The 23,950-nt window shown below is 61.5% G+C and carries 22 protein-coding genes; 13 read left to right on the forward strand and 9 right to left on the reverse strand.

Translation table 11 applies throughout. The features are described from left to right. The first annotated feature begins 89 nt into the window (after positions 1-89). From BLL38_RS17255 to gcvH, 8 genes are all read left to right on the forward strand, one after another. Positions 90-647 carry a YecA/YgfB family protein gene (locus BLL38_RS17255; protein WP_076963629.1) on the forward strand — a complete coding sequence of 186 codons (558 nt, stop codon included), beginning with the start codon at positions 90-92 and terminating at the stop codon, positions 645-647. A gap of 20 nt (positions 648-667) precedes the next feature. Then, entirely contained in the window at positions 668-1,990 is a 1,323-nt protein-coding gene (pepP, locus tag BLL38_RS17260; RefSeq protein WP_076963630.1) for a Xaa-Pro aminopeptidase, read from the forward strand. Further along, the gene (gene ubiH / locus BLL38_RS17265) at positions 1,987-3,174 is read left to right on the forward strand and encodes a 2-octaprenyl-6-methoxyphenyl hydroxylase (protein WP_076963631.1); all 1,188 of its coding nucleotides are present in this window, start codon (positions 1,987-1,989) and stop codon (positions 3,172-3,174) included. Before pepP ends, ubiH begins: the two co-directional genes overlap by 4 nt. Before the next feature lie 103 nt (positions 3,175-3,277). Then, entirely contained in the window at positions 3,278-4,495 is a 1,218-nt protein-coding gene (locus tag BLL38_RS17270; RefSeq protein ID WP_169897595.1) for a 2-octaprenyl-3-methyl-6-methoxy-1,4-benzoquinol hydroxylase, read from the forward strand. Between the two features lie 128 nt (positions 4,496-4,623). Continuing rightward, the gene (locus tag BLL38_RS17275; RefSeq protein ID WP_076963633.1) at positions 4,624-5,628 is read left to right on the forward strand and encodes an extracellular solute-binding protein; all 1,005 of its coding nucleotides are present in this window, start codon (positions 4,624-4,626) and stop codon (positions 5,626-5,628) included. A 162-nt stretch (positions 5,629-5,790) separates the two neighbouring features. Then, on the forward strand, positions 5,791-7,407 hold the full coding sequence (locus tag BLL38_RS17280; protein ID WP_076963634.1) for an ABC transporter permease: 1,617 nt from the start codon (positions 5,791-5,793) through the stop codon (positions 7,405-7,407). Positions 7,408-7,563: 156 nt separating this feature from the next. Then, entirely contained in the window at positions 7,564-8,646 is a 1,083-nt protein-coding gene (gene gcvT, locus BLL38_RS17285) for a glycine cleavage system aminomethyltransferase GcvT (RefSeq protein ID WP_076963635.1), read from the forward strand. 52 nt (positions 8,647-8,698) lie between these two features. After that, positions 8,699-9,082 (forward strand): glycine cleavage system protein GcvH, encoded by a 384-nt coding sequence (gcvH, locus tag BLL38_RS17290; RefSeq protein WP_076963636.1) that lies wholly within the window; start codon positions 8,699-8,701, stop codon positions 9,080-9,082. A 42-nt stretch (positions 9,083-9,124) separates the two neighbouring features. On the opposite strand, the gene BLL38_RS17295 is transcribed toward gcvH, so the two are convergent. From BLL38_RS17295 to BLL38_RS17325, 7 genes are all read right to left on the reverse strand, one after another. Beyond that, positions 9,125-10,264 (reverse strand): DegT/DnrJ/EryC1/StrS family aminotransferase, encoded by a 1,140-nt coding sequence (locus tag BLL38_RS17295; protein ID WP_076963637.1) that lies wholly within the window; start codon positions 10,262-10,264, stop codon positions 9,125-9,127. 120 nt (positions 10,265-10,384) lie between these two features. Continuing rightward, positions 10,385-11,050, reverse strand: a complete 666-nt coding sequence (locus tag BLL38_RS17300; protein WP_076963638.1) for an outer membrane protein — start codon at positions 11,048-11,050, stop codon at positions 10,385-10,387. Positions 11,051-11,238: 188 nt separating this feature from the next. Next, positions 11,239-11,556, reverse strand: coding sequence for a DUF2388 domain-containing protein (locus tag BLL38_RS17305; protein WP_076963639.1), 318 nt, complete (start codon positions 11,554-11,556; stop codon positions 11,239-11,241). A 69-nt stretch (positions 11,557-11,625) separates the two neighbouring features. Then, the gene (locus BLL38_RS17310; RefSeq protein ID WP_076963640.1) at positions 11,626-12,072 is read right to left on the reverse strand and encodes an NfeD family protein; all 447 of its coding nucleotides are present in this window, start codon (positions 12,070-12,072) and stop codon (positions 11,626-11,628) included. A 10-nt stretch (positions 12,073-12,082) separates the two neighbouring features. Next, entirely contained in the window at positions 12,083-13,003 is a 921-nt protein-coding gene (locus tag BLL38_RS17315) for an SPFH domain-containing protein (protein WP_027608388.1), read from the reverse strand. Between the two features lie 73 nt (positions 13,004-13,076). Further along, entirely contained in the window at positions 13,077-14,828 is a 1,752-nt protein-coding gene (tfpB, locus tag BLL38_RS17320) for a type IV pilus assembly ATPase TfpB (RefSeq protein ID WP_076963676.1), read from the reverse strand. A gap of 84 nt (positions 14,829-14,912) precedes the next feature. Next, positions 14,913-15,248 carry a hypothetical protein gene (locus tag BLL38_RS17325; protein ID WP_076963641.1) on the reverse strand — a complete coding sequence of 112 codons (336 nt, stop codon included), beginning with the start codon at positions 15,246-15,248 and terminating at the stop codon, positions 14,913-14,915. A 127-nt stretch (positions 15,249-15,375) separates the two neighbouring features. Here BLL38_RS17325 and BLL38_RS17330 point away from each other — a divergent pair, with 127 nt between their 5' ends. Continuing rightward, a complete protein-coding gene (locus BLL38_RS17330; protein WP_076963642.1) occupies positions 15,376-15,846 on the forward strand; it encodes an Lrp/AsnC family transcriptional regulator in 471 nt (156 codons plus the stop codon). A gap of 84 nt (positions 15,847-15,930) precedes the next feature. Here the strand turns inward: BLL38_RS17330 and BLL38_RS17335 are convergent, their stop codons facing one another. Further along, the gene (locus BLL38_RS17335; RefSeq protein WP_076963643.1) at positions 15,931-17,298 is read right to left on the reverse strand and encodes a CYTH domain-containing protein; all 1,368 of its coding nucleotides are present in this window, start codon (positions 17,296-17,298) and stop codon (positions 15,931-15,933) included. 160 nt (positions 17,299-17,458) lie between these two features. On the opposite strand from BLL38_RS17335, the gene argE reads away from it, so the two are divergent. Further along, a complete protein-coding gene (gene argE, locus BLL38_RS17340) occupies positions 17,459-18,607 on the forward strand; it encodes an acetylornithine deacetylase (RefSeq protein ID WP_076963644.1) in 1,149 nt (382 codons plus the stop codon). 135 nt (positions 18,608-18,742) lie between these two features. Beyond that, positions 18,743-20,041: an amino-acid N-acetyltransferase gene (gene argA, locus BLL38_RS17345; protein WP_032858930.1), complete on the forward strand. Its 1,299-nt coding sequence runs from the start codon at positions 18,743-18,745 to the stop codon at positions 20,039-20,041. 56 nt (positions 20,042-20,097) lie between these two features. Here the strand turns inward: argA and tauA are convergent, their stop codons facing one another. Continuing rightward, positions 20,098-21,084 carry a taurine ABC transporter substrate-binding protein gene (gene tauA, locus BLL38_RS17350; protein ID WP_076963645.1) on the reverse strand — a complete coding sequence of 329 codons (987 nt, stop codon included), beginning with the start codon at positions 21,082-21,084 and terminating at the stop codon, positions 20,098-20,100. 369 nt (positions 21,085-21,453) lie between these two features. Between tauA and BLL38_RS17355 the strand changes: the two genes are divergently transcribed. Together BLL38_RS17355 and BLL38_RS17360 are read left to right on the forward strand one after the other, a co-directional pair. Beyond that, positions 21,454-22,785, forward strand: a complete 1,332-nt coding sequence (locus tag BLL38_RS17355) for an OprD family porin (RefSeq protein ID WP_076963646.1) — start codon at positions 21,454-21,456, stop codon at positions 22,783-22,785. Positions 22,786-23,004: 219 nt separating this feature from the next. Beyond that, complete coding sequence (locus BLL38_RS17360; RefSeq protein ID WP_029289478.1) at positions 23,005-23,643, forward strand: peroxiredoxin; 639 nt, start codon at positions 23,005-23,007, stop codon at positions 23,641-23,643. Positions 23,644-23,950: the final 307 nt, after the last annotated feature.

The raw sequence follows: 23,950 nt of genomic DNA on the forward strand, positions 1-23,950 counted from the left end.
TCTGACGCCCTTGATAGTCGGGTGCGTCTGCCGGTGCTAGGATACAGCGCTTCATTCTAGACATCGCGCCGCCTGGCGCCTAGCTCATCATGCCTATTCAGAACTCCCCGTACGATGCTTTTTCCAAACTGCTGAGCGCCAGCGGTCATTCTTGCTCGCCTGCCGAACTGCATGGCGTGCTGCTGGGCCGCAGTTGCACCGGCGTCGGTTTTGACGCCGACAACTGGTTGGCCGACGCCGCAGAAGTGCTCGAAACGGAGCCAGTAGATAATGTTCGTAACGCCTTGATCGGCCTGCAAGAAATGGTCAAGGGCGAGTTGACCGGCGATGACATTGCGGTAGTCCTATTGCTGCCGAGCGATGATGCGCCACTGGCCGAGCGCGCTGCCGCCCTGGGCGAATGGTGCAAGGGTTTCCTCACCGGCTTTGGCGTGAATTCCGGCGGCCTGGAACTGAGCACCGACGCCCAGGAAGTGTTGCAGGACCTGGCAGCCATCTCCCAGGTGCAAGATGCCCTGGAAGAATCCGAAGACGGCGAAGGTGACTACATGGAAGTCATGGAATACCTGCGCGTCGCGCCGCTGCTGTTGTTCACCGAGACCAAAAAATCGGCTGAACCCGCCGCCATCAAGCCGTCGCTGCACTAAGAGAGGGAACCCACCTGCCCATGATTCATATCCCCAAAGCGGAATACACCCGCCGCCGCAAGGCGCTCATGGCGCAGATGGAACCCAACAGCATCGCGATCCTGCCGGCCGCCGCCGTGGCGATCCGCAACCGTGATGTCGAACACGTCTACCGCCAGGACAGCGACTTCCAGTACCTGAGCGGTTTCCCCGAGCCGCAAGCGGTGATTGTGTTGATGCCTGGGCGCATTCACGGCGAATACGTGCTGTTCTGCCGCGAACGCAATGCCGAGCGCGAATTGTGGGACGGCCTGCGCGCCGGCACCGAAGGCGCGATTCGCGAGTACGGGGCCGACGATGCCTTTCCGATCACCGATATCGACGACATCCTGCCCGGCCTGATCGAAGGCCGCGACCGGGTGTATTCGGCCATGGGCAGCAATGCCGAGTTCGACCGGCACCTAATGGAGTGGATCAATGTGATCCGCTCCAAGGCGCACCTCGGTGCGCAGCCGCCGAACGAATTCGTTGCCCTGGATCATCTGCTGCACGACATGCGCCTGTATAAATCCGCCGCAGAAGTGAAAGTCATGCGCGAAGCCGCGCGGATTTCCTGCGCGGCCCATATCCGGGCGATGCAGGCCTGCCGCGCCGGGCTGCATGAGTTCAGCCTGGAAGCCGAGCTGGACTACGAGTTCCGCCGGGGCGGGGCGAAGATGCCGGCCTATGGCTCCATCGTCGCTTCGGGGCGCAACAGTTGCATCCTGCACTACCAGCAGAATGACGCGCTGCTCAAGGACGGCGACCTGGTATTGATCGACGCCGGTTGTGAGATCGACTGCTATGCCAGCGATATCACCCGGACCTGGCCGGTCAATGGCAAGTTCTCCGCCGAGCAGAAGGCGATCTACGAAATTGTGCTGGCCTCCCAGGAAGCCGCTTTTGCGCAGATCGCGCCGAACAAGCACTGGAACCAGGCCCATGAGGCAACCGTGCAAGTGATCACCGCCGGGCTGGTGAAGCTGGGCTTGTTGCAGGGTGAGGTGGACGAGTTGATCGCCAGCGAAGCCTACAAGGCGTTCTATATGCACCGCGCCGGGCACTGGCTGGGCATGGATGTGCATGATGTAGGCGAGTACAAGGTCGGCGGCGAATGGCGGGTGCTGGAAGTGGGCATGGCCCTGACCGTGGAACCGGGTATCTACATTGCCCCGGACAACCAGAACGTGGCAAAGAAATGGCGTGGCATAGGCGTGCGCATCGAGGATGACGTGGTGGTGACCAAGCAAGGCTGTGAAATTCTGACCGATGGCGTGCCCAAGGGCGTGGCCGAGATCGAAGCGCTGATGGCGGCCGCCCGATGAGCCGGGTCAACCTGGCCATTATCGGTGGCGGCCTGGTGGGCGCCAGCCTGGCCTTGGCATTGCAGGCCGGGGCCAAGGCCCGGGGCTGGAAGATCATGCTGATCGAACCCTTCGCCCCCGGCGACAGCTACCAGCCGAGCTACGACGCCCGTTCCTCGGCGCTGTCCTTTGGCGCGCGGCAGATCTATCAGCGCCTGGGTGTGTGGCAAGACATTTCCCGGCGCGCCGAGCCGATCAAGCAGATCCATGTTTCCGACCGTGGCCGCTTCTCCACTGCACGCTTGTCGGCGCTCGAAGAGGGTGTGCCGGCCCTGGGCTATGTGGTGGAAAACGCCTGGCTCGGGCAGTGCCTGTGGCAAGGCTTGGATAAGGACGTGATCAGTTGGCGTTGCCCGGCCGAAGTCAGCCGCCTGGAACCGCTGGCCGATGGCTACCGCCTGACCCTCAACGACGAAACCGTCATCGAGTGCGACCTGGCGGTACTGGCCGATGGTGGCCGCTCCGGCCTGCGCGAGCAGTTGGGCATTGGCGTCAAGCAGCGCCCCTACAACCAGAGCGCCCTGATCGCCAACATCACCCCCAGCGAAGCCCATAACGGCGAGGCCTTCGAGCGTTTCACCGACGATGGCCCGATGGCCTTGCTGCCCCTGGCCGACAACCGTTGCGCGCTGGTGTGGACCCGCGTCGGCATGGACGCCCAGCGCTTGGCGCAGTTGGATGAACGCAGTTTCCTCAGCGAGTTGCAGGGCGTGTTCGGCTATCGCCTGGGCACCCTCAAGCAGGTCGGTGCCCGTCACTTGTATCCGCTGACCCTGGTGGAGGCCGAGGAGCAGGTGCGCTCGCACCTGGTGATCCTCGGCAACGCCGCCCACAGCCTGCACCCGATTGCCGGCCAGGGTTTCAACCTGTCGCTGCGCGATGCCTCTGCCTTGGCCGAGGCCTTGCTGGCCGGGCCGGCGGTGCCGGGCGACCTGGCGACCTTGCAGGCCTACCGCGAACGCCAGCGCCTGGACCAGCAACTGACCGTGGGCTTCTCCGACCAGGTCACCCGCCTGTTCGGCAGCGGCCAACCACTGGTCGCCATGGGCCGCAACCTCGGCCTGCTGGGCCTGGACCTGCTGCCGCCGGCCAAACGCTGGTTCGCCCGACAGGCCATGGGCCTGGGCACGCGCCCCGATGCGTAAGTGGTTGCCCTACGAACACCTTCATGACAGTTGCGCCACCCAGGTGGCGCGAGTCCTTTACCTGCGGCACACGCCGCCAGCGAAACAGGCATAAAGCATGGACATGCGCGCAGATGTGCTGATTGTCGGGGCCGGAATGGTCGGAAGCGCCCTGGCGCTGGCGTTGCAGGGCAGTGGCCTGCAGGTGCTGCTGCTCGATGGCAGCCCAATGAGCGTCAAGCCGTTCGACGCCGATGCACCCTTTGAACCGCGGGTGAGCGCCTTGTCGGCCGCCAGCCAGCGCATTCTCGAACGCCTGGGCGTGTGGGACGGCATTGCCAGCCGCCGCGCCAGCCCCTACGGCGAGATGCAGGTGTGGGATGGCAGCGGCACCGGGCAGATCCACTTTTCGGCGGCCAGCGTGCATGCCGAGGTGCTGGGGCATATTGTCGAAAACCGTGTGGTCCAGGACGCCCTGCTCGACCGCCTGCACGATTGCGACCTGGGCCTGCTGGCCAATGCGCGCCTGGAGCAGATGCGTCGCTCCGGCGATGACTGGCTGCTGACCCTGGCCGATGGCCGCACCCTGCGCGCGCCGCTGGTGATCGCCGCCGACGGTGCCAACTCGGCCGTGCGCCGCCTGACCGGCACCGCCACCCGTGAATGGGATTACCTGCACCACGCCATCGTCACCAGCGTGCGCAGCAGCCAACCACACCAGCGCACGGCCTGGCAGCGTTTCACCGACCATGGCCCGCTGGCGTTCCTGCCGCTGGTGCGCGATGGCCAGGACGATTGGTGCTCGATCGTCTGGTCGACCACGCCGAGCGAGTCCGAACGCCTGATGGCCCTGGACGACGCAAGCTTCTGCGGTGAACTGGAGCGCGCCTTTGAAGGCCGGCTGGGCCGCGTGGTCAGTGCCGACCCACGCCTGTGCGTCCCGCTGCGCCAGCGCCACGCCAAGCGCTACGTCGCCGAGGGCCTGGCGCTGATTGGTGATGCCGCCCACGTTATCCACCCATTGGCGGGGCAGGGCGTGAACCTGGGCTTCCTCGACGCGGCGGTGTTGGCCGAGGTGCTGTTGCAGGCGTCTGAACGCGGTGAACGCTTGGCGGATGTGAAGGTGCTCAGCCGCTACGAGCGGCGGCGCATGCCCCACAACCTGGCGCTGATGGCGGCGATGGAGGGCTTTGAACGGCTATTCCAGGCCGATCAGTTGCCGTTGCGCTGGTTGCGCAATGCCGGGCTGAAGATGGTCGACCAGATGCCTGAGGCCAAGGCCCTGTTTGTGCGACAGGCGCTGGGTTTGACTGGGGACTTGCCGGATCTGGCCAAGGCCTGAGGCCATCTGCCGCACCCTAAAGGGGGGCTCATGCAACATCTCGTAACTTCTGCGGCCAGTGTTAGGTTGAGATGCTAAATGTGAGTCCTTATCATTTGCGCTCACTTTTCCTACGAGAGACCGCACCTATGTTGGCACCCAAGCGCCTCCTGACTGCCCTGGCACTCACCCTGATCGCCAGCACCACCGCCCAGGCGGCTGACGAGGTGGTGGTCTACTCCTCTCGTATCGATGAGTTGATCAAGCCGGTCTTCGACGCCTACACCCAGAAAACCGGGGTGAAGGTGAAGTTCATCACCGACAAGGAAGCGCCGCTGATGCAGCGCATCAAGGCCGAAGGTCAGAACGCCACGGCTGACCTGCTGCTGACCGTCGATGCCGGCAACCTCTGGCAAGCCGAGCAGATGGGCATTCTGCAACCGTTCACCTCCAAGGTGATCGACGCCAATATTCCTGCGCAATATCGTGCTGCCAGCCACGCCTGGACCGGCTTGAGCCTGCGGGCGCGGACCATTGCCTACTCCACCGCTCGCGTCAAACCGGGTGAGTTGACCACCTACGAAGCCCTGGCCGACAAACAATGGGAAGGCCGCCTGTGCCTGCGTACGGCGAAGAAGGTCTACAACCAGTCGCTGACCGCCACCCTGATCGAGACCCATGGCGCGCAAAAGACCGAGGAGATCATCAAGGGGTGGGTCAACAACCTGTCCACCGACGTGTTCTCCGATGACGTGGCCGTGCTGGAAGCGATCAATGCCGGGCAATGCGATGTCGGTATCGTCAACACTTACTACTATGGCCGCCTGCATAAGCAAAAGCCGGACCTGGGCGTCAAACTGTTCTGGCCGAACCAGGGTGACCGTGGTGTACACGTCAACCTCTCGGGCATCGGCCTGACCCAGTACGCGCCGCACCCGGAAGCCGCCAAGGCCCTGGTGGAATGGATGACCACGCCTGAGGCGCAGAAGATCTTTGCCGACGTGAACCAGGAGTTCCCGGCCAACCCGGCGGTGCAGCCGTCTGAAGAAGTGGCTGCCTGGGGCAAGTTCAAGGCTGATACCTTGCCGGTGGAAGTGGCGGGCAAGCGCCAGGCCGAGGCGATTCGCCTGATGGATCGTGCGGGCTGGAACTGAGTACAATTTGTAAGGCTCCACAAATCTAATGTGGGAGCTGGCTTGCCTGCGATAGCATCACCCCGGTATCACTGATAAACCGAGGTGTCTGCATCGCAGGCAAGCCAGCTCCCACAATGTTTTGTGCATGCCTCCAAATCATCCACTGCTTGAGAATTCCTTTTGGCCCACCCCGCCCAACGCCGCTGGTACCTGCCGGTCTTCACTGTCGCCGCCCTGGTGCTGCTGCCGCTGAGCGTCCTGCTGCTGTCCTGGCAAAGCATCGATACGCAAATCTGGTCGCACCTGTGGGCCACCCAGATGCCGCGTCTGCTGGGCAACACCTTGACCCTGGTGTTGGGCGTCGGGGTGGGTGTCACGGTGCTGGGCGTGAGCCTGGCGTGGCTGACCAGCCTCTGTGAGTTCCCCGGCCGGCGCTGGCTGGATTGGGCCTTGATGCTGCCGTTTGCCATCCCGGCCTATGTCCTGGCATTTGTCTTCGTTGGCCTGCTGGACTTCTCCGGGCCGGTACAAACCCTGCTGCGCGAATGGTTCGGCATGGGCCTGCGCCTGCCGCGTGTGCGTTCGACCAGTGGCGTGATCATCGTGCTGGTGCTGGTGTTCTATCCCTATGTCTACCTGCTGGCGCGTACCGCCTTCCTGGCCCAGGGCAAGGGCTTGATGGAAGCGGCGCGGGTGCTGGGTCAATCGCCCTGGCAGGCCTTCTGGCGGGTGGCCCTGCCCATGGCGCGCCCGGCTGTCGGTGCCGGCGTGGCCCTGGCGTTGATGGAAACCCTGGCGGATTTCGGCGCGGTGTCGGTGTTTAATTTCGATACCTTTACTACCGCCATCTACAAGACCTGGTATGGCTTTTTCAGCCTGTCCAGCGCCGCGCAACTGGCGAGCCTGCTGCTGTTGGTGGTGATGCTGGTGCTCTACGGCGAACGCCGGGCCCGGGGGGCCAGCCGCCCGGGCAATGAGCGACCGCGGGGCAAGGCGCTGTATCACCTGCATGGCTTCAAGGCAGCCGCCGCCACGGGCTGGTGCGCCCTGGTGTTTGCCTGCGCCTTCGTCATCCCGATGATCCAACTGCTGGCCTGGTTCTGGCAGCGCGGGCGTTTCGACCTCGACGAGCGCTATGCCGGGCTGATTGTGCATACCCTCTACCTGGGCGGCATGGCCGCGTTGATCACCGTCAGCGTCGCGTTGCTGTTGGCCTTCGCCAACCGCCTGGCGCCGACCCGGGCCATCCGTTCCGGGATCAGCCTGGGCAACCTGGGCTACGCCTTGCCGGGGTCGGTCTTGGCAGTGTCGATCATGCTGGCGTTCAGCTATCTGGACCGCGAGCTGGTGATCCCGGTTTCCAGCTGGTTGGGCGGTGCGGGCAAGCCTTTGTTGCTGGGCAGCCTGTCGGCCCTGGTGATGGCCTATCTGGTGCGCTTCCTGGCCGTGGCCTATGGCCCGCTGGAAAACAGCCTGGCGCGCATCCGCCCGTCGTTGCCGGAAGCAGCGCGCAGTCTTGGGGTCAGTGGGCCACGACTGTTTTGCAAAGTGTATCTGCCGCTGTTGCTGCCAGGCACCTTGAGCGCGGCCTTGCTGGTGTTTGTCGATGTGCTCAAGGAAATGCCCGCGACCCTGCTGATGCGCCCGTTCGGCTGGGATACGCTGGCGGTACGCATCTTTGAGATGACCAGCGAGGGCGAGTGGGCGCGTGCCTCCTTGCCTGCCCTGACCCTGGTATTGGTCGGCCTGTTGCCGGTCATCGGTTTGATCCGACGTTCGGCCCGACGAATCGGTTAGGTGCCAGTCCTACGGCTTGAGGCTACAATGCGCGGCATTCGGTGCGGCCCGTCTTTCGGGCTGGGTTGCTGATTGTGGCTGCGGGCCTTGTATTTCAAGGTGTGTAGCCCGAACGGCAACCGTCCGCACCTTCGCCACGCCCGGAAGGAGAAACCCATGGGACAGCGTACGCCTCTGTATGACCTGCATCTCGCCCTTGGCGCGAAGATGGTCGATTTTGGCGGTTGGGATATGCCTCTGCACTACGGCTCGCAAGTCGAGGAGCACCATCAGGTGCGTCGTGACTGCGGGGTGTTTGATGTTTCCCACATGACCGTGATCGATATTTCGGGCCCCCAGGCCAGGGAATGGCTGCAGTACCTGCTGGCCAATGATGTCGATCGTTTGCATGGTTGCGGCCATGCGTTGTACAGCGCCATGCTCAACGAGCAGGGCGGGGTGGTGGACGACATGATTGTCTACCGCGCCGAAGACGGTTACCGGCTGGTGGTCAATGCGGCCACCCGCGACCAGGATATCGCCTGGATGCAGGCCCAACTGGGCAACTACCCGGTACTGATGCGCGAACGCCCGGACCTGGCCATGCTGGCGATCCAGGGCCCCCACGCCCGGCACAAAATTGCCGAGCTGGTTACCCAGTCTCGCGGTGTGTTGATCCACCAGCTCAAGCCTTTCGAGGGCCGTGCCGACGGCGACTGGTTTATCGCACGTACTGGCTATACTGGCGAAGATGGCTTGGAAATCGTCCTGCCTGCCGACCAGGCCCCGGGGTTTTTCAACGACCTGGTGGGCGCGGGCATCTCGCCCATCGGCCTGGGCGCGCGCGACACCCTGCGCCTGGAGGCTGGCATGAACCTCTACGGCCAGGATATCCACCTGAATGTGTCACCGTTGGCCGCGAATATGGCCTGGAGCATCGCCTGGGAGCCCGCCAGCCGCGACTTCATCGGGCGCGCCGCCCTGGAAGCCGAGCGGGCGGCCGGGGTGCAGCTTAAATTGGTGGGTTTGGTGCTGGAAGAACGCGGGGTTTTACGCGCTCATCAAGTGGTTCGTATCGCCGATGTTGGCGAAGGAGAGATCACCAGTGGTAGTTTCTCTCCTACGCTGAGTAAATCCATTGCCCTGGCGCGTGTACCGATGGCCACCGCTGACCGCGCCGAAGTCGAGATTCGCGGAAAGTGGTACCCGGTGCGAGTGGTCAAGCCGACCTTCGTGCGTCATGGCAAAACCTTGATCTAACCTTTTCTGGCGGGCCAATGGCCGCTGACATTTATTTTTGAGGACACAGACTATGAGCGATATCCCTGCCGCACTGCGTTTTGCCGAAAGTCACGAATGGGCACGCCTGGAAGCGGATGGCAGCGTGACCGTCGGGATCTCCGATCACGCCCAGTCAGCGTTGGGTGATGTGGTTTTTGTTGATTTGGCGGAAGTGGGCAAGGTGTTCGCCGCAGGCGACGCTGCGGGCGTAGTAGAGTCGGTGAAGGCTGCTTCGGATATTTATTCGCCAGTGTCGGGTGAAGTGATTGCGGTCAACGAGGAATTGACCGACACCCCTGAGTTGCTCAATGAAAAACCCTACGAGGCCTGGATCTTCAAACTCAAGCCAAGCAATACCGCCGAACTGGACAAACTGCTGGATGCCGCTGGCTACAAAGCCGCCACCGACGAATAACACCGCCCGCTGCAGGAGCCGGCTTGCCGGCTCCTGCAAAGGTCAAGGCTTGAGCGCCTGCTTCACCGCCGCCACAGCCCGTTCCACATCCGCCTTGGTCATCGCCGTAAACATCGGCAACGACACAATCAAACGCCCAACTCTTTCCGCCACCGGGAACATGCCGTCCTTGAACCCCTGTGCCCGATACAGGCTCAGCAGGTGGATCGGCGGGTAGTGATAGCCAATGCCCACGCCCTGGGCCTGCATCTGTTCCATGAACGTGGCACGGGCCGGCAGGCCGTCCGCGCGCTCGGGCAGCACCAACTGGAACAGGTGCCAGTTGCTGTTTTCAAAGTCAGCAGGCGGCAGTTGCGCGCCGTACAGGTGCTCGAAATCGTTGCCAAAGCACTCGAAGTAATGCCGGGCCAGCACTTGCCGATGGGCGGTGATCTGCTCGATATGGGCAAACTGGCCCAGGCCGATGGCGGCGGCGATATCGGTCATGTTGAACTTGCCGCCCAGTACATCCACGTCCAGGCCATCGAACCCGCTGCGGGTCACGCCTTGCAGGCGGTACTTCTCTGCCAGGCGTGCTTCTTCTGGGGTGTTCAAGACCAGGCAGCCGCCTTCGGAGCAGGTAATGTTCTTGTTGGCCTGGAAACTGAACGAGACAAAATCCCCGGTGGCACCAATACGCTGGCCATCCCAGCTGGAGCCCAGCGCCTGGGCGGCATCCTCGATGATCCGCAGCCCATACTTGTTGGCCAGCGCGTAGAGCATCGGCATGTCCAGCGGCAGGCCCGCCAGGTAGACCGGAATGATCGCCTTGGTGCGCGGCGTAATGGCCGCCTCCAGTTGCGCCAGGTCTATATTGCGGGTCACCGGGTCAATATCGGCAAACACGGGCGTGGCGCCGACCTCCAGAATCACGTTGGCCGTTGCCACCCAGGAAATCGGCGTGGTGATCACTTCATCCCCTGGCCCGACACCGGCGATGCGCAGGGCAATCTCCATGGTGCAGGTGCCGGAGTTGAAGGTACGTACCGGCCGGCCGCCAAAATAGGCCGACAATTGCGCTTCAAACGCCTGCACCTTGGGCCCGCTGGTGATCCAGCCGGAACGCAACACATCACCAACCGCCGCAATAGTGGCTTCATCAATGCTAGGTTTTGAAAACGGCAGGAAAGGCAGTTGGCTCATGATGTTGAAAGCATCCGTTTCAGATAGGCGATAAGTAAAGAAGCAGATCAGTGCCGGTATGGTTGCACGGCCTGACTGAATATAGCCTGTCGCCTGTGAACGAATTGTCAGCCATGGTGCTTAGAAGGCAACCCGGGCTTCAAGGAAGAGATTCTGTTCCTTGAGCTTGCCTTTGAGCTGCTCATCCCGCGCGTTTATACGATTGGCGAAGGTGTTGTAGCCCGTTTCAACATCACCCATGGACACATAGCGATAGCCGACGCCCAGGGTCACTTTTTCGCTGACCTTGGCGTCGAGCCCAAGACCTACGCTGTAGGCAAAGTTGTGCTGGCGGTTGCCGGCAAAGCGCCGGGTTTCGTTGGTCTGGTAACCGTCGGAGTCGATACGGGCCAGCCCCACTCCGGCCATGCCATAAAACGAAAGCCAATCGTTGAGCGGGATATCCTTGTAGCCATTGAGCATCAAGCGTTGGCTATGGGTGTCGAGGCTGTTGACGTTGGCGTTGAAGGGCGCCCAATAGGATTTGAATGTCGAGTTGCTTGGCATGGTGTATTCACCTTCCAGGCGCCACCCCTCCATAAAGGCATAACCCACGGCGAAGGCCGGGGTGAATGTTTTGGTGTTGTCTGGCGCATCGACCCGTTCGTTAACACGCGGGCTGGTCAGCAGTGCGCTGGAGAGGTTTTGACGGGCGCTGTTGAATTTTGCCGAACCGTACCAGCCTTCCGCCTGGGCTGAGGTGGTTGCGACCGTGGCCAGTAGCAGGGTCAGAGGCAGCTTTTGCATGGTTGTTGATTCACTTTCACCAAGAAGGGAATCCATAGCTTGCGGCGGGGAGTGCCTGGTCTGAACAGGACTTTTCTGGCGTTTGTTGGCGACGTCGATGCAACCGTCTATAGAGTTTTCAGTGCAGCCTGTAGGAAAACAACGCAAAAAAATGCCGCTTTAAAAAGCGGCATTTTTACTGAACGGTATTACTCGGCGGCGATGGCGTTTTTCGCCAGGATGGCGTTGGCCAGTTCCATGTCCGTGGCCTTCAGGCCTGGGTGGTCGGCCCGCACTTTCTGCATGGCGGCTTCCAGGTAAGGGCCACGGATGCCACCGTCGCTGGCGACGAAGCTGCCAGCGTCGTCCTGGGCGGCGACGACCAGCTTGTGGTCCTTGAAGGTCAGGTAGGTCGAGCCGGTAGTGGCGCCCGACGAGATGACATTACGCCAGAAGCTGTCGGCCATCGCTGAACCAACAGGGAGGGACAGCACGGCGAGGGTGGCGACAGCATATTTGAGACGCATGATGGGTGACTCCGACTGGGTTAACTGAACTGTTTGATTGTCGATAACCCAGCCTAGTTCCGTGGCGGCCTAAACAGTTTCGATCCGCAGAATCACGCCGTCCTGGCCAACCACCCGCACTTGAGCCCCCACAGGCGCATCAGGCCCGGTGACCATCCATACCCCATCGCCGACCTTGATCTTGCCCCGGCCATCGATAATTGCCTGGTGCACCACAAAGGTACGGCCAACCAGCTCCGAACCCCGCATATTCAGGCCCGGCTGGTCGCTGGCCTTGGCGCTGCTGCGCTGGCGCTTCCACCAGTACACCGCCGTGAGGATGGACAGCACGGCAAACAGCAGCAGTTGCAGCTCCAGCCCAAGCCCCGGGATCAGGAACTTGAGCACGCCCACGGCCGCCGCCGCGATCCCCATCCACAGCAGATAGCCACCGGCACCAAACACTTCGAGAATCAACAGCACCGTGCCCAGCGCCAGCCAATCCCAGAACGACAGGTGTTGCAAAAATTCCCACATGGCGCGGGCCTCAGGCTTTCTTGTTGTCGAAGGTGGCCTTGACGATTTCGCCGATGCCGCCCACTGCGCCGATGACCTGGCTGGCCTCCAGCGGCATCAGGATCACTTTGCTGTTGTTGGCCGAGGCCAGCTTGCCCAGGGCATCGATGTATTTTTGCGCGACAAAGTAGTTGATGGCCTGCACATTACCGGTGGCAATCGCTTCCGAGACCACTTGGGTGGCGCGGGCTTCGGCTTCGGCTTGCCGTTCACGGGCTTCGGACTCGAGGAACGCGGCCTGGCGCCCCCCTTCAGCCTCGAGGATCTGCGCCTGCTTCTTGCCTTCGGCGGTCAGGATGGCGGAGGCGCGCAGGCCTTCGGCTTCCAGGATCTGGGCACGCTTGATCCGCTCGGCTTTCATCTGGCCGGACATGGCCGCCATCAGGTCGGCAGGCGGGCTGATGTCCTTGATCTCGATACGGGTGATCTTGATGCCCCACGGCGCGGTGGCTTCATCGACCGTGCGCAGCAGCTTTTCGTTGATGCCGTCGCGCTGGCTGAGCATGGCGTCCAGCTCCATGGAGCCGAGCACCGTACGGATATTGGTTTGCAGCAGGTTGCGGATCGCATGTTCGAGGTTGTTGACCTCGTAGGCCGCCTGGGCGGTGTTCACCACCTGGAAGAAACACACCGCGTCGATCTGCACCGTGGCGTTATCGGCGGTGATCACTTCCTGGGGCGGAATATCCAGCACGCTTTCCATCACGTTGATCTTGCGACCGATGCGGTCCATCACCGGGATGATGATATTCAGGCCAGGCTTGAGCGTATTGGTGTAGCGGCCGAAGCGCTCCACCGTCCACTGGTAGCCCTGGGGCACGACCTTGAAGCCCATGAACAGGATGGCGATGGCCAAGCCTACGAAGAGGAGAAGCACTGTTCCGATCTGCATAACGATTCCTTGTCTGGTGATGGCTAACGTGAGGTCTGTCGATTGTAACGGGCTTGTCGCAGATAAGAACGGTTTACTCGTTCGCGGGGGTGACCCGCAACACTTCTTCGAGGGTGGTCAGCCCGGCAGCCACCTTGTGCGCACCCGCCAGGCGCAGGCTGTGCATACCGCCCTTGAGGGCCTCGCGGCGCAAGGCCTGCAGGTCGGTGTCGGCGCTGACCAGGGCCCTGGCAGCGTCATTCATCAGCATGATCTCGTAGACCCCGACGCGCCCGCGATAGCCACTGTCCCGGCACTCTGCGCAGCCATTGGCCCGGTAGACGCTGGCGGGTGGCGGCATGCAGGACTGGGTGGCGCTGTGCCAGTCGTCCTGGTTCAACGCCACCGGGCTTTTACACTGTGGGCACAACCGCCGCACCAGGCGCTGGGCCATGACCCCAAGCAAGGTGGCTTTGATCAGGTAATGGGCAATGCCCAGTTCCAGCAGGCGGCTGACTGCGCTGGGGGCGTCGTTGGTGTGCAGGGTCGAGAGCACCAGGTGGCCGGTCAAGGCTGCCTGGATCGCCATTTCGGCGGTTTCCAGGTCGCGGATCTCGCCGATCATGATGATGTCCGGGTCCTGGCGCATCAGGGCGCGGATGCCGCTGGCAAAGGTCAGGTCGATATTGTGCTGGACCTGCATCTGGTTGAAGGCCGGCTCCACCATCTCGATGGGATCTTCCACCGTACACAGGTTGACCGTGCGGGTCGCCAGTTGCCGCAGGGTGCTATAGAGGGTGCTGGTCTTGCCCGACCCGGTAGGGCCGGTGACCAGGATGATGCCGTTGGCCTGGCCGGTCATTTGCTGCCAGCGCTGCAGGTCATCGGCTGAAAGGCCCAGTTGCTGGAAATCCTGGAGCAGGACCTGGGGGTCGAAAATCCGCATCACCAGTTTCTCGCCGAAGGCCGTGGGCAGGGTTGAAAGACGCAGTTCCACTTCGAGACCCGTGGGGGTCCTGGTCTTGACCCGGCCATCCTGGGGTTTGCGCTTCTCGGCGACATTCATCCGCCCGAGGCTTTTCAGGCGGCTGACCACGGCGGTGGTGACCTGGGGCGGGAACTGATAGACATCGTGCAGCAGCCCATCGATACGCAAGCGCACGCGGCCCTGGTCGCCGCCAGGCTCGATATGGATATCGCTGGCGCGCTGGCCGAAGGCAAATTGCAGCAGCCAATCGACAATATTGACGATGTGCGCGTCGTTGGCATCGGGTTCCTGATCGCTGGCGCCGAGGCTGAGTAGGGTCTCCATAGGGGATGCAGCGGGGTTGACCTGATCGGCCCCGCTGACCGACCTGGCCAGCTGGAAGAACTCCTGGGTACAACGGCGGATCGCCTGGGGGTTGGCCACCACGCGCTTGATCGAGCGCTTCAACACATGGGCCAGGCCTGTTTCCCACTCGCGCAGGTACGGCTCGGCACTGGCCACCGTCACGCTGTCGCGATCAAGGGCGACGGCAAGGATATGGTGGCGCTGGGCGAAGGCATGGGACATCAGCGGCACCACGCTCGCCACATCGATATTCAGCGGGTCGATGCGTAGATAGGGTTGCCCCACATGATTGGCGAGCCACTCCGACAGGTGCTCCAGGGACAGCGACAGGCCGGGCCGGGCGGGGTCGGGCAGGGCCTGGCTGGCGAGAAACTCCAGCGGGTGCAGGCCGCCCGCCGGAGTGCGCCGCAAACGCTCGGCCAGGGCCTGGTCGAGCAGGCCGTGGGCGGTGAGGGCGGGCAGCAGGTCGTCGAGACGAAGCCTGCGATCCTGGTGTTCTGGCACAGCGGGCATGGCGGTTTCCTGGGCGATTTCGAGCAGTAGCGCCAAGGCTAGTCCGCTCCTGGCCGCTGTCGCCCCCAGGGTTGTTGCCGGCTTTTACTGCGCCACCGCCTGTACGGCTTGCAGCCTTGTGGATTCAACGGGTTGCAGTTCCAGCGAGCACACGCTGATCAAGTTACGAAGCTTTTCACCGATCACCTGGGCACGGTGCCAGCTCAGGCCATCCATCACCACGTCGATGTTCAGCAGGTCATCGTCGCGGGTCACGCTCACTTGTTGGGGCACCAGGCACTGCAAGGCGAAGTAGTTGAGGATGCGGCACAGCACATCGGGCTCGGCCTCGGCGAGGATCTGATAGCGCGCCTGGCAATGGCTGTTGCTGACGGCCCAGGCATCGAGGCGGGTGGCGGGGCTGGCGGGGACTGAATGCATGGCCGTTCTCCAAAATTGACTGGAGAAATTTTTACATGGGGTGGCGGGTATTTTTTATCTATGTTTGAGCGATATGCCTTATAAATGACTAAGGCAATTCGCAGAAGTTGGGTTTAAAGGTATTTTTATGCACAGTGAATTGGATGTCTACGACCGTCGGATTCTGGCGTTGCTCCAGGAAGATGCATCGCTCTCCAGCGCGCAGATTGCCGAACAGGTCGGCCTGTCGCAGTCGCCCTGCTGGCGGCGGATCCAGCGGCTCAAGGAAGAGGGAGTGATTCGTGCCCAGGTGACATTGCTCGACCGCAAGAAAATCGGCCTCAACACGCAGATCTTTGCCGAGGTCAAACTCAACGCCCATGGGCGCTCCAACTTCACGGAATTCACCGAGGCGATTCGCGGCTTCCCCCAAGTGCTGGAGTGTTATGTGCTGATGGGGTCGGTGGATTTTCTGTTGCGCATTGTCACCTCGGATATCGAGGCATATGAGCGGTTTTTCTTCGAGAAGCTGTCGATGGTGCCGGGGATACAGGAGGTTAATTCGATTGTGGCGCTGTCGGAGATCAAGTCCACCACCAGCCTGCCAGTGTTGCGGTGAGGGTGCGGGTGTCATCGCGGGCAAGCCCGCTCCCACAGGAAAATGCATTCCAATGTGGGAGCGGGCTTGCCCGCGATAGCAGTCTTACATGCGCAACAAAGTCTTCCAGGCCCGGTTCTGATACACCGCAATCACCTGGTGCATCCGCGCATCCAGCGACTCATCGGTGATCGGCTGGTTGGCCAGGGCCGCCAACTTGTTCAGTTCACCGTACAAGCGATCCAGCTCCGGGATCTCCAACAGGTGGCGGGCGTGGTGCAGCCAGGCCTGCAGGCGCTCGATGCGCGGCAGTTGCTCGGCCAGGTCTTCCGGCTGTTGCTGGTAGCGTGGCAGGCGCAGGGCGACGGCTTCGTCGGCCAGCAGGCGTGGCAACCAGTTGGCGACCTGGGCGGCGCCCTGGCGGTTGCCCCGCACATTGCGCTCCAGGGTCCAGGTACGGGCCAGCAGCCAGCGTGAAGTGTTCAGTGAGAACAGGCCCCAGCGCACGTCGGTCAATTCTTCGAGGAACTGTTCCGGCGCGGCCTTGCGCACGTCTTCATCGTCTTCACCGGCCTGGACCAGCGGGCGCCAGTCTTCCAGCAGGGCGTCGAGGGCGCTGCGCAGTTCGCTGGTGGACTGGCGTGGCGCGGCCTGGCCGAGGCTGCCGATCAGGGCACGCATTTGCGCGAGGTTTTCTACCCAGTCCTGCAACAGGCGCCAGTGGCCGTTGAAACGATATTGCTCGGCCAGGCGCTGGCTGCTGCCCAGCAGATGCCAGGTCAGCGCGGCGAAAGCGTCATCCAGGGGCATTTGCGGCTGCAGTTGCGGGGCCGGCAGGCTCAGGGAATAGCTGTTGGCGTCGAACAGGCGATAGCCGCGCTCGGCCTTGCTGATATCACACGGCATCAGCGCCAGGGTCTGGGCCAGTTCGGCCGCCAGCTCCAGCAGGGCGGCGGGCTCGCCTTCGCGCAGTTCCAGTTCCAGCTCGCAGATTTCTTCCTTCTGCTTGCCGACAATCACCTGGCCCAGGTCCAGGGCGGCTTCGATCACCACCTTGGCCTTGCCACGGCCCCAGGCGATCTCGGCACGTTCGCGTACGAAGTCGGTGGTGAAGATCGGCTTGAGGGTCTTTTTGTCCAACTCGGCCAGTTGCTCGGGCCAGCATTCGCCGTCGAGTTTCTTCACGTCGAGCTTGGCCTTGGCCAGTTTCCAGTCGTATTCATTGCGCTCCGACAAGCCGGCAACGCTGTGGCCACGGGTCTTGAGGGTCTGGATCACTTCGTCGCCATCCTTGCGCAGGCGCAGGGCAACCTTGGCCTGGGCCAGGTCGCGCTCGGGGGTGTCGAAGTACTGGTTCATCAACTCACGGCGTTCCCAGCCACTTTTGTTGCGTTTTTTCAGGAGCGGGTGCTCACGTAGCGCGACGAGGGTCTCGCGGCTGACGCGCAGCTTGATTTCGGTTTCTTTTTGCATGGCCGGAACATCCAGGATCGGGAGTGCAGCCGGGGGAATCGGTGGCTGCCAAGGTCGTGCAGTGTACAGGACTGAGCCGGGCAACGTGCCGCAACGGGTTTATTGTGCAGCGTAGATGGTTCTATGATGGGTTTCATCCGTGGAAGTTGAGAGACAGCGTATGCCTTTACCGTCCATGAAAGAACAGTTTGCCGCCCTGGTTGCCGCGCCCTCTGTCAGTTGTACCCAAGCGTCTCTCGACCAGACCAACCGCCCGGTGATCGACTTGCTTGCCACCTGGCTGGGCGACCTGGGGTTTGCCTGCGATATCCAGCAGGTCAGCCCCGGCAAATTCAACCTGCTGGCCAGCTTCGGCAGCGGCCCCGGTGGCCTGGTGCTGGCGGGGCACAGTGATACCGTGCCGTACGATGAAGCGCTGTGGCAGACCGATCCTTTGAAGTTGACGGAAGTGGATGGCCGTTGGGTAGGACTGGGTAGCTGCGACATGAAAGGCTTTTTCGCGCTGGCCATCGAAGCGGTGCTGCCGCTGCTGGACCAACCGTTCAAGCAGCCGCTGTTGATCCTCGCCACCTGTGATGAAGAAAGCTCCATGGCCGGCGCCCGCGCCCTGGCGGCGGCCGGTCGCCCCCTGGGCCGCGCGGCGGTGATTGGCGAGCCCACGGGCCTCAAGCCGATCCGCCTGCATAAGGGCGTGATGATGGAGCGCATCGATATCCTCGGGCGCAGCGGCCATTCGTCGGACCCGAGCCTGGGCCACAGCGCCCTCGAAGCCATGCATGACGCCATGGGCGAGCTGCGCGGCCTGCGTCTGGCCTGGCAGCGGGAGTATCGCAACCCTCAGTTCAGCGTGCCCCAGCCGACCTTGAATTTTGGCTGCATCCACGGCGGCGACAACCCCAACCGCATTTGCGGCCAGTGCTCCCTGGAGTTCGACCTGCGGCCCTTGCCCGGCATGGACCCCCAGGTGTTGCGCGAGGCCATTCGCCAGAAATTGACGCCCATCGCCGAGCGCCACCAGGTGCAGATCGACTACGCGCCGCTGTTCCCCGAAGTGCCACCCTTCGAGCAGCCCGAAGACGCCGAGCTGGTGCGGGTCGCGGAGCGTTTGACCGGCCATCGTGCTGAAGCAGTAGCGTTCGGCACTGAAGCGCCTTATCTTCAGCGCCTGGGTTGCGAAACCCTGGTGCTCGGCCCCGGCGACATCGCCTGCGCCCATCAACCGGGCGAGTACCTAGAAATGTCACGCTTGACGCCTACAGTGCGTCTATTGCGGGAATTGATTGAACACTACTGCCTCAAGCCCGCATAAATTAACCCCATTGCACCCCGTACATAGAAGGAGAGCGAGCGTGTCGCCAAGCCTGTTCCGACGATAACCATCAGCCCGCTGTGCGTTTAGCGATTCATCCTTTTTTGGCTGCTTTTTATTACAGGCCCAGGTGTTATGCCCGAATACGTCAATTGGCTTCGTCACGCTTCGCCCTACATCAATGCCCACCGTGACTGCACCTTTGTGGTCATGTTGCCGGGCGACGGTGTGGATCACCCCAACTTCGGCAATATCGTCCACGACCTGGTGCTGCTGCACAGCCTCGGCGTGCGCCTGGTGCTGGTGCACGGCTCGCGCCCGCAAATCGAAACCCGCCTCGCCGCTCGCGGCCTGACCCCGCATTACCACGACGGCATGCGCATTACCGATGCGGCGACCCTGGAGTGCGTGATCGATGCGGTCGGCCACCTGCGTATCGCCATCGAAGCGCGGCTGTCCATGGACATGGCATCGTCGCCGATGCAGGGCTCGCGCTTGCGGGTGGCCAGCGGCAACCTGGTGACCGCGCGGCCCATCGGCGTGCTGGATGGCATCGACTACCACCATACCGGCGAAGTACGCCGGGTCGACCGCAAGGGCATCAACCGCCTGCTGGACGAGCGCTCCATCGTGGTGCTGTCGCCCCTGGGCTATTCGCCGACCGGGGAAATTTTCAACCTGGCCTGTGAAGACGTGGCCACCCGCGCCGCCATCGACCTGGGCGCCGACAAGCTGCTGCTGTTTGGCGCCGACCTGGGCCTGATCGACGAAAATGGCCGGCTGGTGCGCGAACTGCGCCCGCAGCAAGTGCCGGCGCACCTGCAACGCCTGGGCAACAACTACCAGGCCGAACTGCTGGATGCGGCGGCCGAGGCCTGTCGTGGGGGCGTGGGGCGCAGCCATATCGTCAGTTATGTCGAGGATGGTGCACTGCTGACCGAACTCTTTACCCGGGACGGCGGTGGTACGCTGGTGGCCCAGGAACAGTTCGAGCTGGTGCGCGAGGCGGCGATTGAGGATGTCGGCGGCTTGCTGGACCTGATCAGCCCGCTGGAAGAGCAGGGGATCCTGGTGCGTCGCTCGCGGGAAGTGCTGGAGCGGGAAATCGAGCAGTTCAGCGTGGTGGAGCGCGAAGGCATGATCATCGCCTGCGCCGCGTTGTACCCGATTGCCGATTCGGACGCGGGTGAGCTGGCGTGCCTGGCGGTCAACCCGGAATATCGCCATGGCGGGCGTGGCGATGAGCTGCTCGAACGCATCGAAACCCGCGCCCGCACCCAAGGCTTGAAGACCCTGTTCGTGCTGACGACCCGCACCGCCCACTGGTTCCGCGAGCGCGGCTTTGTACCGAGCAGCGTAGACCGCCTGCCGTCGGCGCGGGCTTCGCTGTACAACTTCCAGCGTAATTCAAAGATCTTCGAGAAGACCCTATAGGCGCCACACATCTAGTGTGGGAGCAGGCAAGCCAGCTCCCACATTTTTGTCCGGGTTTATTCCTTGATGAATTTTCCGGTCACATAGGCCGAATAGTCTGGTAGCACTGTCTCTACCTTCCCTTGTTCCTTGAGAAATTTCGCTGTTTCCCCAATGGACCTGGCCGTCCCACCATTGAGCAAGGCCTCAGTTTGCTGCGCCCGGACATCCGGGAATGTGCTGCCCTCCAGCAGTTCCGGGATATCCGCAGCGTTTGCCCCGGTCAACCGGGCGATCTTCTGTACCGGCACCGAATCCACCGTCCACTCGGATTTGTGCGCCGCATACTCGGCAAACGAATCCAGGGTGACCTTGGCAAACTTGGCCACGACCTCAGGATGTTTCTCGGCAAAGTCCTTGCGCGCCACCCACACCTCGAAGGTCGGCGCGCCCCATTGGCCCACCTCGGCCGCATCGGTCAACGTCTTACCAGTTTTGCGGATTTCCCCCAGGGCAGGCGACCAGACAAAAGCCCCGTCGATATCCCCGCGTTTCCAGGCTGCGGCAATTTGTGCCGGCTGCAGGTTCAGCACTTTCACCTGGCGGGTGTCCAGGCCCCAGTGTTTCAAGGCCCCGAGCAGGCTGTAGTGGGATGTGGAGACAAAAGGTGTCGCAATGGTTTTGCCGATCAGGTCCTTGGGTGCGTCAATTTGGCTGTCGTTACGCACTACCAACGCTTCAGAACTGTTGATCTGAGCCGATACGATGAACGCTACGATGGGTAGATTGCGGGATGCGGCGGCGGCCAACGGGCTGGAACCGAGGTTGCCGATCTGCACATCGCCGGAGGCCATTGCGCTGATCACGTCCGGGCCGCTGTTGAAGCGGCGCCAGTCGATGTTCTCGCCGATGGCTTGCTCGTAAAGACCGTCGGCCTGGGGCACTTTGCTTGGGTCGACGCCGGTCTGGTAGCCGATGGTGAGGTTGGCTGCCTGCACGCCAAAAGAAAGTGTAACTGACAGTAAAACTGTAACAAATTGACTAGAGGATGCGCGTTTGGCCATGATGGCGTCGCCTTTTTGATCGTGAGTGACGTGTGCAAGATTTTGCTCACACTAAACGATCTAAAAAACGGCCAATAAATACCCTTTAGGAATTAGCTTATGGAGCGATATCCCGCTGCGAGCTGGTGGCTCCATGGAAAGTGTTATTCCTGAACGGTATGAAAAAGGATGAAATAATTCTTTTTGGGTGTATGAAAAACTCATTACCCTGCAGGGACCAAATCAACTGCGATTAGACGAAGGTAGTAGACACACAAGGTTACGATTGACTTGTCAGTCATGATCTGGCGCTAATCGCGCATCTATGGATCGAGGGCGTCAGATCCGAGACCAAAGAACTACAAAAATTATAAATCAGAGGAGCGGTACATGAAGAAGTCCACATTGGCGTTCGCCGTCGCAGCTGGCGTTTTGGCCCAGCAAGCTGGCGCCGCTGGTTTTGTTGAAGACAGCAAGGCAAGCGTTACTGCACGTAATTTCTACATCAACACCGACAACCGTGATGGCACGGCCAAGCCTTCCAAGCAGGAAGAATGGGGCCAGGGCTTCATTTTCAACTTCACCTCGGGTTATACCCAAGGCACCGTTGGTTTTGGTGTGGATGCCATCGGCCTGTACGGCGTCAAGCTGGACTCCGGTAAAGGCACTGCCTACAACGGCAATAACTCCAAGGGCGGCACCGTGTTCCCTAGCGACCACGACGGTCGTGCGGTAGACGACTTCGCCAGCCTGGGCCTGACCGGCAAGGTCAAGATCTCCAAGACCGAACTGAAGCTGGGTACCTTGCTGCCGAAACTGCCGGTAGTGACGTCCAACGACGGTCGTATGCTGCCACAGACCTTTGAAGGCGGTCAGATCACCTCCAACGACATCGACAACCTGACCCTGGTTGGCGGTAAGTTGGAACACGCCAAAGGTCGTAACTCCACCAACAACGACTCGCTGACCATCGCTGGCTCCAACGGCGCAACCCGTACCGCGACGGCCAACGCACGCAGCAACGAGTTCTACTTTGCTGGTGGTGACTACAAGATCACCAAGGACCTGACTGCCCAGTACTACTACGGCAACCTGTCCGACTTCTACAAGCAGCACTTCCTGGGTCTGACTCACAACTGGGCGCTGCCAGTGGGTAGCCTCAAGTCCGACCTGCGTTACTTCAACAGTGACTCCGATGGCAAGAACTCGAGCCAGGAAGGTCGTATTGCCGGCTACCGTGCCTCGGGCTACCAGAATGGCGGCGAAGTCGACAACCGCACCTGGAGCGCCAAGTTCACGTACAGCCTGCAAGGCCATGCGATCAGCGCCGGCTACCAGCGTGTCAATGGCACCAGCGACTTCCCGTTCCTCAACCAGGGTGATGGCGCTTCGGCTTACATCATCACCGACTCGCAAATCGGCAAGTTCCAACGCGCCGGCGAGCGCACCTGGTTGGCCCAGTACGCTTATGACTTCGCAACCATCGGTTTGCCAGGCCTGACCACCTCTGTTGTCTACCTCAAGGGTGACAACATCGCCACTTCGACCGGCGACAAGGGCGAGTGGGAGCGTGACTTCAACCTCGGTTACGTAATCCCGGAAGGCACCTTCAAGGGTCTGGGCCTGGCGTGGAAAAACGCCTCGCTGCGTTCCCAGGTCACTACCCAGCGTGACCAGGACGAAAACCGTCTGATCGTCAGCTACACCCTGCCGATCCTGTAACAACAGCGGTAAAAACCTTGCCCGGCGCAATGCCGGGCAAGGTGCTGTTGCTTTCAAGTCGAAACCCTCACCAGCCCTCCCTGAACTCTTCTTTCTCACGGTCCAGTGAACAGATTTTTAATATTCCTATATCGTCTAAATAAATCGATATTTATTCTTTTAAAAAATCCAGCAGCGCAGGCACAGTGGGCTCCATAAGCACTCATCAGGAGCCACACCATGAGCCTCAGACTGGGCGATATCGCCCCCGACTTTGAACAGGATTCCAGCGCCGGCAAGATTCGCTTCCACGAGTGGCTGGGCGATAGCTGGGGCGTGTTGTTTTCCCATCCGGCGGACTTCACCCCGGTGTGCACCACCGAACTGGGCTTTACTGCCAAGCTCAAGGACGAATTCGCCAAGCGTGGGGTCAAGGCCATTGCCCTGTCGGTAGACCCGGTGGACTCCCACCACAAGTGGATCGAGGACATCAACGAAACCCAGAACACCCTCGTCAACTTCCCGATCCTGGCCGATGCCGACCGCAAGGTCTCGGACCTGTACGACCTGATTCACCCCAATGCCAACGACACCCTTACCGTGCGTTCGCTGTTCGTGATCGACCCGAACAAAAAAATTCGCCTGACCATCACCTACCCGGCCAGCACCGGGCGCAACTTCCATGAAATCCTGCGGGTCATCGACTCGTTGCAGCTGACCGACAACTACAAGGTCGCCACCCCGGCCAACTGGCAGGACGGTGATGAAGTGGTGATCGTGCCGTCGCTCAAGGATGAGGACGAGATCAAGAAACGCTTTCCCAAGGGCTATCGTGCGGTGAAGCCGTATCTGCGGCTGACCCCGCAGCCCAACCGCTGAAGCTGACATCGCCATCGCGGGCAAGCCCGCTCCCACAGTTGACCGCATTCCCCTGTGGGAGCGGGCTTGCCCGCGATGGCGTCAGTACAAACGCTGCAAACATTGCATGAGGAGCGACTCACCTAGCAGGGGTTTTCAGGCCGTTTCGACGGCCTTTTTTTTCGCCCTCCGAATGCTCTTTCTCATATGCAATTTAAGAATAAACAAATGAATAAATAAGATTTATAGATATATAAATCTGCTGATAAGGTCTGTTCCATCTTGGCGCCATCGCCACACCGCGAACCGCCGACACTTGCTCAAGGAA

Source organism: Pseudomonas gessardii, assembly GCF_001983165.1.
Lineage (GTDB): Bacteria > Pseudomonadota > Gammaproteobacteria > Pseudomonadales > Pseudomonadaceae > Aquipseudomonas > Aquipseudomonas gessardii.